Origin of the sequence: Amycolatopsis sp. NBC_01286 (genome assembly GCF_035982555.1) — a bacterium.
Lineage (GTDB): Bacteria > Actinomycetota > Actinomycetes > Mycobacteriales > Pseudonocardiaceae > Amycolatopsis.
This window is the reverse complement of record NZ_CP108428.1, coordinates 1,799,296-1,814,689: the sequence shown is the minus strand read 5'-3', so window position 1 is coordinate 1,814,689 and position 15,394 is coordinate 1,799,296. Positions and strand designations below refer to the sequence as shown.

The 15,394-nt window shown below is 71.3% G+C and carries 15 protein-coding genes; 14 read left to right on the top strand and 1 reads right to left on the bottom strand.

Annotated features, from left to right (window positions below):
* Positions 1–49: 49 nt before the first annotated feature.
* The gene (locus tag OG570_RS08675; RefSeq protein WP_326945881.1) at positions 50–757 is read right to left on the bottom strand and encodes a sigma-70 family RNA polymerase sigma factor; all 708 of its coding nucleotides are present in this window, start codon (positions 755–757) and stop codon (positions 50–52) included.
* A 266-nt stretch (positions 758–1,023) separates the two neighbouring features.
* Here OG570_RS08675 and OG570_RS08670 point away from each other — a divergent pair, with 266 nt between their 5' ends.
* The 14 genes from OG570_RS08670 to OG570_RS08605 all read left to right on the top strand — a co-directional run bounded on the left by OG570_RS08670 (position 1,024) and on the right by OG570_RS08605 (position 15,387).
* The gene (locus tag OG570_RS08670; protein WP_442788256.1) at positions 1,024–2,583 is read left to right on the top strand and encodes an AMP-binding protein; all 1,560 of its coding nucleotides are present in this window, start codon (positions 1,024–1,026) and stop codon (positions 2,581–2,583) included.
* 10 nt (positions 2,584–2,593) lie between these two features.
* On the top strand, positions 2,594–2,833 hold the full coding sequence (locus OG570_RS08665) for a glutaredoxin family protein (RefSeq protein ID WP_247060279.1): 240 nt from the start codon (positions 2,594–2,596) through the stop codon (positions 2,831–2,833).
* Positions 2,834–2,915: 82 nt separating this feature from the next.
* The gene (locus tag OG570_RS08660; RefSeq protein ID WP_326945883.1) at positions 2,916–4,481 is read left to right on the top strand and encodes a molybdopterin-dependent oxidoreductase; all 1,566 of its coding nucleotides are present in this window, start codon (positions 2,916–2,918) and stop codon (positions 4,479–4,481) included.
* 262 nt (positions 4,482–4,743) lie between these two features.
* Positions 4,744–5,673 (top strand): redox-sensing transcriptional repressor Rex, encoded by a 930-nt coding sequence (locus OG570_RS08655; protein ID WP_326959932.1) that lies wholly within the window; start codon positions 4,744–4,746, stop codon positions 5,671–5,673.
* A 73-nt stretch (positions 5,674–5,746) separates the two neighbouring features.
* Entirely contained in the window at positions 5,747–7,054 is a 1,308-nt protein-coding gene (locus tag OG570_RS08650) for a glutamyl-tRNA reductase (RefSeq protein ID WP_326956174.1), read from the top strand.
* A gap of 21 nt (positions 7,055–7,075) precedes the next feature.
* Positions 7,076–8,005: a hydroxymethylbilane synthase gene (hemC, locus tag OG570_RS08645; protein ID WP_247060286.1), complete on the top strand. Its 930-nt coding sequence runs from the start codon at positions 7,076–7,078 to the stop codon at positions 8,003–8,005.
* A gap of 83 nt (positions 8,006–8,088) precedes the next feature.
* The gene (locus tag OG570_RS08640; RefSeq protein ID WP_247060288.1) at positions 8,089–9,621 is read left to right on the top strand and encodes a uroporphyrinogen-III synthase; all 1,533 of its coding nucleotides are present in this window, start codon (positions 8,089–8,091) and stop codon (positions 9,619–9,621) included.
* Between the two features lie 148 nt (positions 9,622–9,769).
* A complete protein-coding gene (hemB, locus tag OG570_RS08635) occupies positions 9,770–10,741 on the top strand; it encodes a porphobilinogen synthase (RefSeq protein ID WP_326956173.1) in 972 nt (323 codons plus the stop codon).
* 17 nt (positions 10,742–10,758) lie between these two features.
* A complete protein-coding gene (locus OG570_RS08630) occupies positions 10,759–11,313 on the top strand; it encodes a hypothetical protein (RefSeq protein WP_326956172.1) in 555 nt (184 codons plus the stop codon).
* On the top strand, positions 11,310–11,756 hold the full coding sequence (locus OG570_RS08625) for a hypothetical protein (RefSeq protein WP_247060294.1): 447 nt from the start codon (positions 11,310–11,312) through the stop codon (positions 11,754–11,756). The genes OG570_RS08630 and OG570_RS08625 overlap by 4 nt, the downstream gene beginning before the upstream one ends.
* A gap of 13 nt (positions 11,757–11,769) precedes the next feature.
* Positions 11,770–12,108, top strand: a complete 339-nt coding sequence (locus OG570_RS08620) for a hypothetical protein (RefSeq protein ID WP_326956171.1) — start codon at positions 11,770–11,772, stop codon at positions 12,106–12,108.
* Between the two features lie 62 nt (positions 12,109–12,170).
* The gene (locus OG570_RS08615) at positions 12,171–13,463 is read left to right on the top strand and encodes an efflux RND transporter periplasmic adaptor subunit (protein WP_326956170.1); all 1,293 of its coding nucleotides are present in this window, start codon (positions 12,171–12,173) and stop codon (positions 13,461–13,463) included.
* Complete coding sequence (locus tag OG570_RS08610) at positions 13,460–14,185, top strand: ABC transporter ATP-binding protein (RefSeq protein ID WP_326956169.1); 726 nt, start codon at positions 13,460–13,462, stop codon at positions 14,183–14,185. Before OG570_RS08615 ends, OG570_RS08610 begins: the two co-directional genes overlap by 4 nt.
* Positions 14,182–15,387 carry an ABC transporter permease gene (locus OG570_RS08605; protein ID WP_326945892.1) on the top strand — a complete coding sequence of 402 codons (1,206 nt, stop codon included), beginning with the start codon at positions 14,182–14,184 and terminating at the stop codon, positions 15,385–15,387. Before OG570_RS08610 ends, OG570_RS08605 begins: the two co-directional genes overlap by 4 nt.
* Positions 15,388–15,394 lie beyond the last annotated feature (7 nt).

Below are 15,394 nucleotides of genomic sequence, written 5' to 3'. Positions count from 1 at the left end.
AGGCGCGATGGTTACCGGATTCGGTCGATGAACCGAAAAGTTCGCGGGTTCAGCGCAATCCGGTGGGCAGGAGTTGTGCCAGCCTGCGCACCGCCCGGTGCTGCAGCGCCTTGATGGCGCCCTCGTTGCGGTTCATGATCTGGGCCGTCTCGGCCACGGAGAGTCCCTGCAGGAACCGCAGGATGATGCATTCCCGCTGGTCGTCGCCCAGTTCCGCGACGCAGCGCAACAACTCGGTGCGGGTCGCGCGGCTGATGGCCTCCTGCTCGGGGCCGGCCTGCGCGGTCGCGCCGACGCTGAACGGCGCCGAACCGGGTTCGGTCACCTCGTCGGTGACGACTTCGAGGCGGTACCGGCTCGACTTCACGTGGTCGAGCACGAGGTTGCGGGCGATGGTGACGAACCAGGCGCCGACGTCACGTCCCTGGTAGCTCACCGACGTGATCCGGCGCAGCGCGCGCAGGAACGTCTCGCTGGTGACGTCCTCGGCGAGGTCGCGGTCACCCAGCCGGAAGAGCACGTAGCGGTAGACGACGTCGACGTAGCGGTCGTAGAGGCGGCCGAACGCGGACGAGTCGCCGTCCTGCGCGGCGCGCACCAGGTCCCACGCCTCGGCCTTGAGGGCTTCGGCGCGCTCTTCGTCGGAGGCGGAGGCTCCCGGCGCCTGGCGGCTCAGCGGCACGGCCGAAGATCGTCCGAAGAGGCGGTCGGCGACCATGAAAACGGGCCCGCGGCTCACGGCGGTCGGCACTGTCATCGGGCGGCACCTCCGGCGGCGGCTCGGACCCAGTGGGCCACGGTACCCCCGATGAGCGGGCGAGCAGGGGCCTGCCGGCTCGCGTGCCCCACGGCGCCGTGGGCAGGCAAGTTCGTCACGGCGACTCCCTCTCTCCGATCGCGGCGGTGATCATCACCACCCCCCGCGACGCAGTGCAGCATACGTGTAGTTACCGCGAAGTAGGTAGTGGTTCCGGTCTTGTGAAGGGGCGACGCTCGCGGTGTTCTCCCATGACGTCGCGCGAGATGACAGACTTGCAACGCTTCGCGGAACGACGGGAAGGCGGGCCACGGGTGAGTGCCGGTGCAGAGACGTTGTCCGGGGTCGGCGAGCTGCTCGGCCGGGCCGCCGCGACGTGGCCGGAGCACCCGGCCGTGCGGGAGACCGGTGGCGGCCGGACGCTGACCTACCGTCAGCTCACCGCCGCGGTCGAAGCCCAGGCCAAGACACTTACGGGTGCGGGTGTCACACCCGGCGATCGGGTCGCGCTGCGGCTGCCGACGTCGGTCGATTTCGCCGTCGCGTTCTTCGGCGCGCTGCGGGCCGGCGCGATCGCCGTCCCGGTGTCGCCGCAGTCGCCGGGACCCGAGCTCGAGCAGCTGGTCGAGCACAGTGGCGCCAAGGTTGTCATCCATCGCGACACGGATACGGCGCTGCCGGCCGGGGTGATCGGTCTCACTCCCGAAGCTGACCCGGATGGAGCAGCCGGGTTCGCGGACGCCGGGGGAACCGGCGAGGACACCGCGGTCATTTCGTACACCTCCGGCACCACCGGGCCGCCGCGCGGCGTGATGCTTTCGCACCGCGCGCTGCTGGCGAACCTGGCCCAGCTGAGCGGCGTCGAGGGCGTCCTCGAACACGACGACCGCGTGCTGATCACCATCCCGCTCTTCCACGTCTACGGCCTCGGGCCCGGCCTGCTGCAGGCCGTCGCCGTCGGCGCGACCGCGGTCCTGTCGGAGCGCTTCGAGGCCCAGCGCACGCTGGCGGACTGCGCCGAACACGGCGTCACCACGATCACCGGCGTCCCGACGATGTACGCCGAGTTCGCCGCGCTGGACGCCGGGGAGCTCGGCCGGGGACTGGCCACGGTCCGGCGGATGACGTCGGGCGCGGCACCGCTGCACCCGAAGGTGCTCGGCGCGATCCGGGAGGCCACGGGCCTCGACGTCTTCGAGGGGTACGGCCTCACCGAGTGCGCGCCGGTGGTGACGTCGACGCTGGTCACCGGCTACCCGAAGCCCGGCTCGGTCGGCAGCCCGCTGCCCGGCGTCGAGCTGCGGCTCGTCGACAGCGACGGCACCGACCAGGCCGTGCCGCTGGACCCGGACGACGTCGACGACGTCTTCGAGGCCGAGGGCGAGACCGGGCTGGTGTCGATCCGCGGCGCGAACCTGTTCTCCGGTTACTGGCCCGACGGCGCCCACGGGCCGGACGACGAGGGCTGGTTCCGCACCGGCGACGTCGGCTACCTCGACGTCGACGGCGACCTGCACCTGGTCGACCGGGCCAACGACCTGATCATCGTCAACGGCTTCAACGTCTTCCCGAACGAGGTCGAGTCGGTCATCGCGCAGCTGCCGGAGGTGGCCGAAGCCGCCGTCGTCGGGGTCGTCGACGAACGCAGCGGCGAGGCCGTGAAGGCGTTCGTGGTGCCGGTCTCGGGCGCGTCGCTGTCCGAGCAGCAGGTCGTCGACCAGTGCACCGCCCACCTGGCCGGGTACAAGGTGCCGCACGCGGTGGAGTTCGCCGAGTCGCTGCCGCACTCGGCCACCGGGAAGCTGCGCCGGATGCGGCTGCGGTAGTAATGGCGGCATGGCACAGGAAGTGACGGTCATGGGCCGGGTCGGCTGCCACCTCTGCGAGGTGGCGGAGGCCGACGTCGCCCGCATCTGCGGCGAGCTGGGTGTCGCGTGGAAGTCCGAGGACGTCGACACGGACCCGGAGTGGCGCGCGGAGTACGGCGACCGCGTCCCGGTGATCCTGGTCGACGGCGCCGAGCACGGCTACTGGCGCGTCGAAGAGGACCGGCTGCGCAAGGCGCTTTCGTCCTGAACGTCCCGGCTTGGTGAAGCCGTAACACGTCCGTAAGCACTGAAGTCCCACCCGAACGGCCCACCGCTCCGAAGATGGAGGGGTGAGCACCTTGCAGGACGCGCCTGCCCCGCCCGAGGCGCCCAGGCGGCTTTCGCTGCCGGTCGCGACGCTGATCGGCCTTCTCGCCCTGGCCGCCGCCCTCGGCGTCGGGCACCTGGTCGCGGGCTTCGTTGGTTACACGGCCTCGCCGTTCATCGCGGTCGCGAACTACGTCATCGACCACAGCCCGACCGGCATCGTGAAGTGGGCCGAGCGGACGCTGGGCACCTGGGACAAGCCGATCCTCAAGCTCGGCCTCGCCGTCGTGCTCGTCCTGTTCGCGGTGGCCGCCGGGCAGCTCTCCCGGCGCAAGCCGCTGGCCGGGCAGGTGCTCGTCGGGTTGCTCGGCGCCGCCGGGATCGCCGCCGTGTTCGTGCGCACCGACCTCGGGCAGGTCTCCCTGCTCGCGCCGGTCGCCGCGCTCGTCGCCGGGCTGACGGTGTTCACGATGCTGCACCGCCTCGTGCTGCCGCCCGAGCTCGCCCGCTACGACCGTGGCTTCGACCGGCGGAAGTTCATCCGCACCGGCGTCGGCATCGCGGCCGGGGCCGGCGTCGCCGCCGTGGTCGGCGAAGTGGCCGGGACCAGCACGAACGCCGAGGACTCGCGGGCCGCCGTCGGGCCGCTCGTGCCCGCGCGCACCGCGCCGCCGCTGCCCGCCGACGCCGACTTCGTCAAGCTCGGCTCGCCGCCGTTCATCACGCCCAACGCGGACTTCTACCGGATCGACACCGCGCTGGTCGTGCCGCAGATCCGCACCGAGGACTGGGGCCTGAAGATCCACGGGATGGTCGACCAGGAGGTGAACTTCACCTACAAGGACATCCGCGACCGGCCGCTCGTCGAGCGCCGGGTGACGCTGACCTGCGTGTCCAACGAGGTCGGCGGGAACCTGATCTCGAACGCGTCGTTCATCGGCGTCGACCTCGTCGACCTGCTCGACGAAGCCGGCGTGCAGACCGGCGCCGAGCAGATGTTCGCGACCAGCGTCGACGGCTGGACCTGCGGCACCCCGGCGAACGTCGCGCTCGACCCGGCGCGCGGCGCGATGCTCGCGATCGGGATGAACGGCGAGCCGCTGCCGGTCGAGCACGGCTTCCCGGCGCGGATCGTCATCCCCGGCCTCTACGGCTACGTGTCCGCGACCAAGTGGGTCAAGGACCTCGAGTTCACCAAGTGGGACGCGCGGCAGTCGTACTGGCTCAACCGCGGCTGGGCCGAGCAGGCGCCGATCAAGACCGAGTCCCGGATCGACACCCCGACCGGCTTCGCGAAGGTCACCGCGGGCAAGGTCCGGCTGGCCGGCACGGCGTGGGCGCAGCACACCGGCATCGCGAAGGTCGAGGTCCGGCTCGACCAGGGCGAGTGGCGCGAAGCCACCCTTTCGGCGGAGGTGAGCAAGGACACCTGGCGCCTCTGGTGGCTCGAGCTCGACGTCCCCGGCGGCACGCACCAGGCGTTCGTCCGGGCCACCGACCAGGACGGCTACACCCAGACGGAGAACACCGCCGACCCGGTGCCCGACGGCGCCACCGGCTGGCACTCCGTCACCCTCGACGCGCACTGACGACCCGGAAACCCTTGTGCGGCCGGTGATCCGGCCCGATGGACCCGCGCTCGAGGCCGCCGCGCCCGCCCGCGCGCACACTCGGGGGGTGCCGAACCGCCTCCGACCAGTGACTTTGTGCGTGCGTTCACAAGTGGACTACCGTAGGACCATCGCCTCCCGGTGGTCCGGCATCGAACCGGACGCCGGGCCCTGGGTCAAGACACAGTTCCGAACGGTCGCGGCGATGGCCGGCAGGTGCGCAGCGGGCAGGAGACACGGCGTGGTGACACAGCGCGGGGGGCGTGACGGAGCGGACTCCGCCGGCCGGCCGCCACGGCGGACCCGCCGGCCGGACACGCCGGACGCCGACAACGCGCCGACGGCCGAGATGCCCGCCGTGCCCGCGGCCGCCGTGAACGGCCGCGCCAACGGCAACGGGGATGCCCCCGAGGCCGTCCGGGCGAAGCAGATCCCCGAAGCGGCCGTCGCCCGGTTGGCCGTCTACCTCCGCGTGCTGTCCGCGATGTCGGAACAGGGCGCGACGACCGTTTCCAGCGAAGAGCTTTCGCAGGCCGCCGGCGTCAACTCCGCGAAGCTGCGCAAAGACCTCTCGTACCTGGGCTCCTACGGCACCCGCGGCGTCGGCTACGAGGTCAGCGTCCTGGTCAGCCAGATCGAGCGGATCCTCGGCCTGACCCGGCAGCACAAGGTGGCCGTGGTCGGGATCGGCAACCTCGGTCACGCGCTGGCCAACTACGGCGGCTTCCCGGGGCGCGGTTTCCCGGTCGAGGCCCTGTTCGACCTGGACTCGGACCTGATCGGCGTGCCGGTCGGCGGCCTGCCGGTCTCCCACATGGACGACATCCCGCGGGTCTGCGCCGAGCGCGGGATCTCCATCGGCGTGATCGCCACGCCGCCCACCGCGGCGCAGTCGGTGTGCGACCGCCTGGTCGCCGGCGGCGTCCAGTGCATCCTCAACTTTGCTCCCGTCGTGCTGCAAGTTCCTGCTCACATCGAGGTCCGCAAGGTGGATTTGGCCGTCGAGCTGCAGATACTGTCATTTCACGTAGCCCGTCGGGCGGATGATGCTGCGAGCAATCAGGGCAATTCCGGATTACCCGCAGCGGGTCTGCCGTCCGACAATGGCAAGAGCAGCGGACGGAACGGCGCGGGTCCGGACGGCGGACGGGAAGTGGTGGTGCGCTCATGAGCGAGCCTGCGAGTGAATCATTCAACACAGCGCAGCCGCTTAGGCGCTCACCGAGCGTCAGCGAGGTGACGGCATGAGCGTCTTGGCAGTGGGGCTTTCCCATCGCAGCGCCGAGCTGAGCACGTTGGAACGCGTCGCGGTACCGGCGCCCGAGATCGGCAAGGTGCTCGACGAGCTGCAGCAGGCCGAGCACATCAGCGAGGTCATGCTCGTCTCGACGTGCAACCGCATCGAGGTCTACGCGGTGGTCGAGACCTTCCACGGCGGCCTGAACGACGTCTCCGACGTCCTCGCCCGCCAGGCCGGGATGACGCCCGCCGACCTGTACGACAGCCTGTACGTGCACTACGCCGGGGCCGCGGTCGAGCACCTGTTCTCGGTCACCTCCGGCCTGGACTCGATGGTCGTCGGCGAGACGCAGATCCTCGGCCAGATCCGCTCCTCCTACGCCACCGCGCGCGAGGCCGGCACCGTCGGCCGCACGCTGCACGAGCTGATCCAGACCACGCTGCGCGTCGGCAAGCGCGTCCACACCGAAACCGGCCTCGACCAGCTGGGCGCGTCGGTCGTGTCCGAAGCGCTCGCCGCGGCCGGGGACGTCACCGGCAAGCACGCCGTCATCGTCGGCGCCGGCTCGATGGGCGCACTGAGCGCGTCGCAGCTGCGCAAGGCCGGCATCGGCGAGATCACCGTCGCCAACCGCACCGACGCCCGCGCGCGCCGGCTCGCCGCGAACGTGTCCGAGCAGGGCGTGCCCGCCCGGGCGATCGCGCTGTCCCAGGTCGCCGACGCGGTGCGTGACGCCGACGTCGTGATCTGCTGCACCGGCGCGCAGGACGCCGTCTTCGGCCCGGAGCAGGTGCTGCCCCGCGGCGGCCGCGCCCTGGTCGTCTGCGACCTCGGCCTGCCCCGTGACGTCGACCCGGCGGTCGGCGAGCTCGCCGGCGTGCGCGTCGTCGACCTGGCCACCGTCCAGCGCCGGATGCGCGAAGCCGGCACCCCGACCACCGACCGGCAGACGGCGAAGGCCACCGGCATCGTGCTCGACGAGGTGCGCGAGTACCTCGCCGGCCAGCGCAGCGCCGAGGTCACCCCGACGGTGACCGCGTTGCGCAAGCGCGCGGCCGAGGTCGTCGACGCCGAACTGCTGCGGCTGGACCACCGGCTGCCCCAATTGGACAGCACCATCCGCGAAGAGGTCGGCCGCACGGTCCGCCGGGTGGTCGACAAGCTGCTGCACGCGCCGACGGTGCGGGTCAAGCAGCTGGCCGCCGAGACGGCCGACACCGACTACGCGAACGCGTTGCGCGAACTGTTCTGCCTCGACCCGCAGGCACCCGCCGCGGTGGCGAGCCCGACGCCCCCACCAGAGAAGAAGTAGTAAGTGACCAGAGTCATTCGCATGGGTACGCGCGGATCGAAGCTCGCGCTCGCCCAGACCGGGCACGTCGCCGACGCCCTGCGCGCCACCGGCGCCGAGGTCGAGATCGTCACGGTGACCACGCCCGGGGACAAGTCGATGGCGCCGATCCCGACGATCGGCGTCGGCGTGTTCACCTCCGCGCTGCGGGAAGCGTTGCTGCGCAACGAGGTCGACGTCATCGTCCACTCGTACAAGGATCTGCCGACCGCGCCGGAGCCGGGCATCTCGCTCGCCGCCGTGCCGCCGCGCGCGGACCCGCGGGACGCGCTGATCGCGCGTGACGGGCTGACTCTCGGCGAGCTGCCGCCGGGCGCGACGGTGGGCACCGGCTCGCTGCGGCGCACCGCGCAGCTGCGCGCGCTGGGTCTCGGTTTGGAAATCGTGCCGATTCGCGGCAATATCGACACCCGCATGCGCAAGGTCACCGACGGCGAGCTGGATGCCGTGGTGCTCGCGCGTGCCGGACTGGCCAGGGTCGGCATGGTCGAGGTCATCACCGAGACCCTCGACCCGATCCAGATGCTGCCCGCGCCCGCACAGGGCGCGCTGGCGGTGGAGTGCCGGACCGCCGACGTGGACCTCGAGCACCTGCTCGCATCCACGCTGGACGACGAGGGCACGCGGGCCGCGGTGACGGCCGAGCGTGCTTTGCTGGCCGCGCTCGAGGCGGGGTGCAGCTCGCCCGTGGGCGCGCTCGCCGAGATCGTCGAAGATCTCGACGCCGAGGGCAAGGTCGTGGAACGGATCTCGCTGCGCGGCACCGCCGCGATCGAGGGCGAGGAAGGCGTGGTGGACATGGTCCGGGCCATCGCGCTGGCCGACAAGCACCAGGCCGCCCAGCTGGGCAAGGACCTGGCCGCAGAGCTGCTGGACCTCGGAGCCGGAGCCCTCTCCGGACCCGCGCAGTAGCGCTTTCACGAGCGCTTCTCAAGACGTAGGAGACCTGCGTCCGTGCCATGACGCACGGCCGCCGCAAGAGGAGAAACGCACAGATGACCCCCGCGCGAAAGACCACCGGGCGCGTAGCGTTCGTGGGCTCCGGGCCCGGCGACGCCGGCCTGCTCACGGTCCGTGCCCAGGAACTGCTGGCCAAGGCCGAGGTCGTGGTGACCGACCCGGACGTGCCCCAGGCCGTCCTGGCGATGACCGCCGAAGGCGCCGAGGTCCGCCCCGCCGTCGGCGAGGCCACCGAGGTCGCCAAGGACCTGACCAACGAGGCCAAGGCCGGCCGGCTGGTGCTCCGCCTGATCGCCGGCGACCCGCTGACCACCCCGGCCGTCGTGGCCGAGGTGCAGGCGGTCGCCCGCACGAGCGCCGTGTTCGACGTCATCCCGGGTGTGTCCCCGGGCGCGGCCGTCCCGGCGTACGCCGGCGTCGCGCTCGGCGGCACGCACACCGAGGTCGACGTCCGCGGCGACGTCGACTGGGCGGCCCTGGCCGCGGCCCCGGGCCCGCTGGTGCTGCACGCGTCGTCGGCGCACCTCGCCGAGGCCGCTTCGGCGCTGACCGGGCACGGCCTGCCCGCGTCGACGCCGGTCGCGGTGACGGCGAACGGCACCATCAACACCCAGCGCACCCTCGACACCACGCTCGAGAAGGTCGCCAACGACGCCGGCGAGCTCGTCGGGCCGCTGATCGTCACGATCGGCCAGGCCGCCGGGCAGCGCTCGAAGCTGTCGTGGTGGGAGTCGCGCGCGCTCTACGGCTGGAAGGTCCTGGTGCCGCGCACCAAGGAGCAGGCCGGCGAGATGGCCGAGCGCCTGCGCGGCCACGGCGCGACGTCGCACGAGGTGCCCACCATTTCGGTCGAGCCGCCCCGCAGCCCGGCGCAGATGGAGCGCTCGGTCAAGGGCCTGGTCGACGGCCGTTACCAGTGGATCGTCTTCACCTCCACCAACGCGGTCCGCGCGGTGTGGGAGAAGTTCGAGGAGTTCGGCCTGGACGCCCGCGCGTTCTCCGGCGTGAAGATCGCCTGCGTCGGCGCGGCCACCGCGGAGAAGGTGCGCTCGTTCGGCATCATCCCCGAGCTGGTGCCGGAGGGTGAGCAGTCCAGCGAAGGCCTGCTGGCCGAGTTCCCGCCGTACGACGACGTCCTCGACCCGGTCGACCGCGTCCTGCTGCCCCGCGCGGACATCGCCACCGAGACCCTGTCGGCCGGCCTGCGCGAACGCGGCTGGGAGATCGACGACGTCACGGCCTACCGGACCGTCCGGGCCGCGCCGCCGCCGGCCGACACCCGCGAGATGATCAAGACCGGCGGTTTCGACGCGGTCTGCTTCACCTCGTCCTCGACCGTGCGCAACCTGGTCGGCATCGCCGGCAAGCCGCACACCCGCACGCTGGTCGCGTGCATCGGCCCGAAGACGGCCGAGACGGCAGTGGAGTTCGGCCTCCGGGTCGACGTCCAGCCGGAGAAGGCGGACGTCCCCCACCTGGTGGACGCCCTGGCCGAGCACGCCGCACGCCTCCGCGCGGAGGGCGCCCTGCCGCCGCCGCGCAAGGCGAAGCGGGCCCGCAGGTCCTGAGGTTCGTTGGTCCGTGAAGGCCTCCTTACCGGCTCTTACCGCCGGGAAGGGGGCCTTCACGGCTTTCCAGGCTGCCGGTCACCGACGAAAGTAGCCGCTGAGCACCCTTGCGGGTCTTCGGCGAAGGGGCGCGGAGTAACTTGGAGGGGTGTTCCCCGAGCATCGTCCCCGCAGGCTTCGGACCACGCCCGCTATGCGCCGGCTGGTCGGTGAAACGACGCTGCGGCCACGCCAGCTGATCCTCCCGATGTTCGTCGCTGAAGGGCTTGACCAGCCGCGGCCGATTTCGAGCATGCCGGGCGTTGTGCAGCACACCCGGGACACCCTGCGAAAGGCCGCCGTCGACGCGGTCAACGCCGGGGTCGGCGGGCTGATGCTGTTCGGCATTCCCGAGACCCGTGACGCCGAGGGCTCGGGCGCCGTCGACGAGCGCGGCATCCTCAACGTCGCCCTGCGCGACCTCCGCGCCGAACTCGGTGACGCCACCGTGCTGATGGCCGACACCTGCCTCGACGAGTTCACCGACCACGGCCACTGCGGCGTCCTCGACGCCGACGGCGGGGTCGACAACGACGCCACGCTGCGCATCTACGCCGAGATGGCCGTCGCGCAGGCCGAAGCCGGGGCGCACGTGCTCGGGCCGTCCGGGATGATGGACGGCCAGATCGGCGTCATCCGCCGCGCGCTCGACGAGGTCGGCCACAGCGACAAGGCCATCCTCGCGTACGCCGCGAAGTACGCCAGCGCGTTCTACGGCCCGTTCCGCGAGGCCGTCGACTCGCAGCTCAAGGGCGACCGCAAGACCTACCAGCAGGATCCGGGCAACTCCCGCGAGGCGCTGCGCGAGATCGAGCTGGACCTCGCCGAGGGCGCGGACATGATCATGGTCAAGCCCGCGCTGTCCTATTTGGACGTCCTCAAGGCGGCCGCGGACATCTCCCCGGTGCCGGTGGCGGCCTACAACATCTCGGGCGAGTACGCGATGGTCGAAGCCGCCGCGGCCAACGGCTGGCTCGAGCGTGAGCGGACCGTCCTCGAGGTGCTGACGTCGATCCGCCGGGCCGGCGCCGACATGATCCTGACGTATTGGGCAGCCGAAGCCGCTGCGTGGCTGGACTGACCGGTTAGAGTCCTCGCGTGACCGATGCTGAAACACCCGAAAACGGCACCGACCTCAGCGGTCTCACCGACGACGAACGCCGCAAACTGGGCCGCGCGCCGGATCCGGTCATGCCGGGACAGTCCGCGCCGAAGGCCGCCCCGCCGCGGCCGGTGTGGTGGTCGTTCTGGCTGTGGCTCGGCGGTGGCGTGCTGCTGATCCTGAGCTACGTCCAGCTGCTCAGCAGCAAGTCCGCGGTCATCGCGCAGTTCGTCGAGGGCACCAAGGACTCGAAGTACTCGCCGCAGATGATCGCGGACGGCGTCACGACGCTGCTGTGGTACCTGCTCGGTGGCTCGGTCGTGTTCGTGCTTCTGTTCCTGCTGTTCGCGTACAAGGCGCGCGAAGGCACCCGCTCGGCCCGGACGGTGCTCACCATCCTGCCGATCGTGATGCTGGTGCTGATCATGGTGATCGCGCCGATCATCAACTTCCTGACGCTGGCCGCGGTGCTGGTGTTCGTCGTCGCGCTGGTGCTGCTGTACCTGCCGTCGGTGGCGGGCTACTTCCCGAAGGCCGGCAAGCGCCCGTGAGCGACCGGCTCTACGCCGAGTCCGGCGTGAGCTGGGTCGCCATCGTGTGGGGCCCGGTGTTCGCCGTGGTCGGGGCGCTGGCGGAGCTGGTGACGGGTGGCCCGGTGCACCTCGTGGGCTGGCTGCTGGTCGCGTTCGGCCTGTGCGTCATCACGATCCCGTGGGTGTACGCGCGGCGCCGGTTCCTCTCGCTGGAAGTCACGACGAAGCAGCTGCGCCAGGGCCGCGAGAAGGTCCAGGCAGCTGAGCTGGAGTCGGTGACGGACGTCGGCACGCCGGTCGGCGCGAGGGTGCTCGGCGGCGGCTGGTCGGTCCCGCGCAAGTACGATTCGCTGCCGCTGAAGCTGGCGGACGGCACGGTGGTGCTGGCGTGGGCGAAGGACGTCGAAGCCCTGCAGGACGCGCTGGACCGCCTCGTCCGGGCGACGCCGCGCGAGACGTGAGAAAATCCTCTCCGTGATCGACCTTCCGCAGCCCACCGGGGCCGAGCTCTGGCCGCCGGATGAATCCGGGTCCGCCGCGCGGCTGCACAAGCCGTGGCGGATTCTGGTCGCCGTTCTGGAGGTCGTGCTCGCCGTGGCGGCCGGCTGGGGCGTTTACGCCTTCTGGCACAGCGGCATGGCCACCGTGGTGACGCGCACCGACGACGGCGCCGTCCTCGAGTCGCACCGGTACTTCGGCGGGCACCTCGCCGCGGCCATCGGGCTCGGTGTCGTGGCCGCGATCCTGCTGGTGGACGCGGTCCGTCAGCTCTCTCTCGCGCTGCGTGCGCGCCCCCCAAAGCAGCCGGACTGATACACAGCTCCTCCACAGGGAACGAACAGTCAATTGCTAAGCGGCGGCAGCACTGTTGCCGCATGACGCGGGTGCGTGCCTCCAGGGCATGGGTGATCAACGGTGCTCTGATCGTGCTACTGGCCGGGGCGGGATTCGGGATATACCAAGCCTTTACCCCGGCTTCGAACACGGCTCAGGCCCAGACGCGCAGCACGCAGGTGCGCCGGGCGACGGTCTCCGAGACGATTTCCGCCGCCGGGACGCTCGCCAGCAGCTACACGGGCGCGGCGAACTTCACGACGGCCGGCAAGGTGACGTCGATCGACGTGAAGGTCGGCGACGTCGTGAGCGCCGGCCAGAAGCTCGCGACCGTCGACAGCACGCAGGCGGCGAAGCAGCTTCAGGTCGCGAAGGCGAATCGCTCGGTGGCGCAAGACAGTCTCGACAGCGCCGAAACCGCCGAGGACACCCCGGCGACGGGCCAAAACAGCCAGAACAGCGCCCAGGCCGCCGCGAACAGCGTCACCTCGGCGCAGGCGAAGCTGGACCAGGCCGAGCTGGACGTCCAGACCGCGCAGACCGCGCTGGACAACACCGCGCTCTACGCGCCCGGCGCGGGCACCGTCACCGCCGTCAACGGCACGGTCGGGCAGCAGTCCTCGAGCGGCTCGGCGAGCAGCAGCTCCCAGTCGACGTCCAGCGGCAGCGGCCAGGGCGGGCAGGGCTCGTCCAACTCCAGCGCCGCGACGTCGTCTTCTTCCAGCAGCAGCACCGGGTTCATCACCATCACGAACATGAGCGGCCTGGTCGTGACCACCTCGGTCGCCGAGATCGACGTCAGCAAGGTGAAGGCGGGCCAGAAGGCCACGGTGACGCTCAACGCGCTGCCGGACAAGCCGATCCAGGCCACCGTCTCCAGCATCAACCTGACCCCGACGACCAGCGGCAGCGTGGTCTCCTACGGCGCGCAGCTCGCGCTCACCAGCCCGCCGGACGGGCTGCGGCCCGGGCAGTCGGCCAGCGTCGTGATCACCGTCGCCGAGGCGCAGAACGCGCTGAGCGTGCCGGCCGCGGCCGTGACGACCGCCGGCAACACCAACATCGTCACCGTGCAGGAAAACGGCCGGAACGTGCCCCGCCAGGTGCAGATCGGCATCCGCGGCGAGTCGACCGTGCAGATCACGTCCGGGCTGACCGAGGGCGAGAACGTCGTGCTCACCGCGACGGCCGCGACCGGCACCGGCGGCACCGGCCGGACCGGCACCGGGGGAACGGGCGGCACCGGCGGGTTCCCGGGCGGCGGGACCGGCGGCGTGCCCGGCGGTGGCCAGCGCGGCACGGGTGCCGGCGGCGGCTTCGGCGGACGCGGATGAACCCGGTGATCGCGGTCTCCGGACTGCGCAAGACCTACGGCGCGGGAGACACCGCGGTGCACGCCCTGCGCGGCGTCGAGCTCACCGTGTGGCCCGGCGAGTACGTCGCGATCATGGGCGCGTCCGGCTCGGGCAAGTCGACGCTGCTGAACATGCTGGGCTGCCTCGACGTCCCGACGTCCGGCCAGTACCTGCTGGACGGCTTCGGCGTCGGCAAGCTCAACGAACGCCAATTGGCCTTGCTGCGCAACCGGAAGATCGGTTTCATCTTCCAGTCGTTCAACCTCGTGCCCCGGACGTCGGCTCTGTCCAATGTAGAGCTACCGCTTGTCTACAGTGGACTCCGTCGGTCGGAACGCCGGCGCCGCGCGCTCGCGGCGCTCGACATGGTCGGGCTGTCCGACCGGGCCAAGCACCTGCCGAGCGAGCTGTCCGGCGGCCAGATCCAGCGCGTCGCCGTGGCGCGGGCGCTGGTCACCGGGCCGGCGATGCTGCTCGCCGACGAGCCGACCGGCAACCTGGACCGCCGCAGCACCGAGGACGTCCTCGGCGTGTTCGACCGGCTCAACCAGCTCGGCCGTACCATCGTCGTGATCACGCACGAGGACGAGGTCGCGGCGCACGCGCGCCGCGTCGTCCGGGTCGACGACGGGCTGATCGTGGCCGACGTGATAAGCAGAGGCACCCGCGCCACCGGCACAGTCGTGGGAGCCGTGTCGTGAACCTCTTCGAAGTCCTGCGCTTCGCCGTGCGCGGGCTCACGGCGAACAAGCTGCGCTCGTCGCTCACCACGCTCGGCATCACCATCGGCGTCGCCGCGGTGATCCTGCTCGTCGCGGTCGGCAACGGCGCCTCGGCGGCCATCGCGGCGAGCATCCAGGGCCTCGGCACCAACGTCGTCAACGTCTCCCCGGCGCGCGGCGGCGGGCAGGGCGCCTCGGCCCGGCCGCTGACCGTGCAGGACGCGCACGCGCTGGTCGACCCGATCGGCGCGCCCGACGTCAAGGCCGCGTCGCCGGTCGTGAACACGACGGCCACCGCGACCTACGGGCAGACGTCGTACGACATCTCGACCGTCGCGGGCACCGAGCCCGCGTACTTCACCACCACGAACCGCGACATCGCCGAGGGCGCGCTGTTCACCAGCGAGGACGTCACGGCCGCGCGCAAGGTCGTCGTGCTCGGCCCGACGACGGCGGAGTCGATCTTCGGCAGCGGCACCGACGCGGTCGGCCAGAACGTGCTGCTCAACAGCATCCAGTTCACCGTGGTCGGGGTCCTGCAGGCCAAGGGCAGCACCGGGCTGCAGAACGCCGACGACGTCGCGATCGCGCCGATCTCGGCCGTGCAGAACTCGCTGGCCGGCTACGGCAGCCTCAGCCAGATCGCCGTCCAGGCCACCAGCGCGGACTCCGTCACGCTGGCGCAGTCCGAGATCACCGCGATCCTCAACGCGCGCCACGGCATCCGGCTCGGCGGCACCGCCGACTACCAGATCCAGAACTCCGAGCAGCTGCTCGCGACACGGACGTCGGCGACCGAGACGTTCACCGTGCTGCTGGCGGCCGTCGCGGCGATCTCGCTGCTCGTCGGCGGCATCGGCGTCACGAACATCATGCTCGTCACGGTCACCGAGCGGATCCGCGAGATCGGCATCCGCAAGGCCATCGGCGCCCCGCGCGCAGCCATCCTCGGCCAGTTCCTCGCCGAAGCGACCATGCTCAGCCTGTTCGGCGGGCTGCTCGGCGTCGCGATCGGGCTGATCGGCAGCCGGTTCACCATCTCCGGGATCAAGCCGGTCGTGGTGCCCTCGTCGATCCTGCTCGCCTTCGCGGTATCCGCCCTGATCGGGCTGTTCTTCGGCAGTTTCCCGGCGAACCGGGCCGCCAAGCTGCGGCCGATCGACGCGCTGCGTCATGAATAAGGAGTCA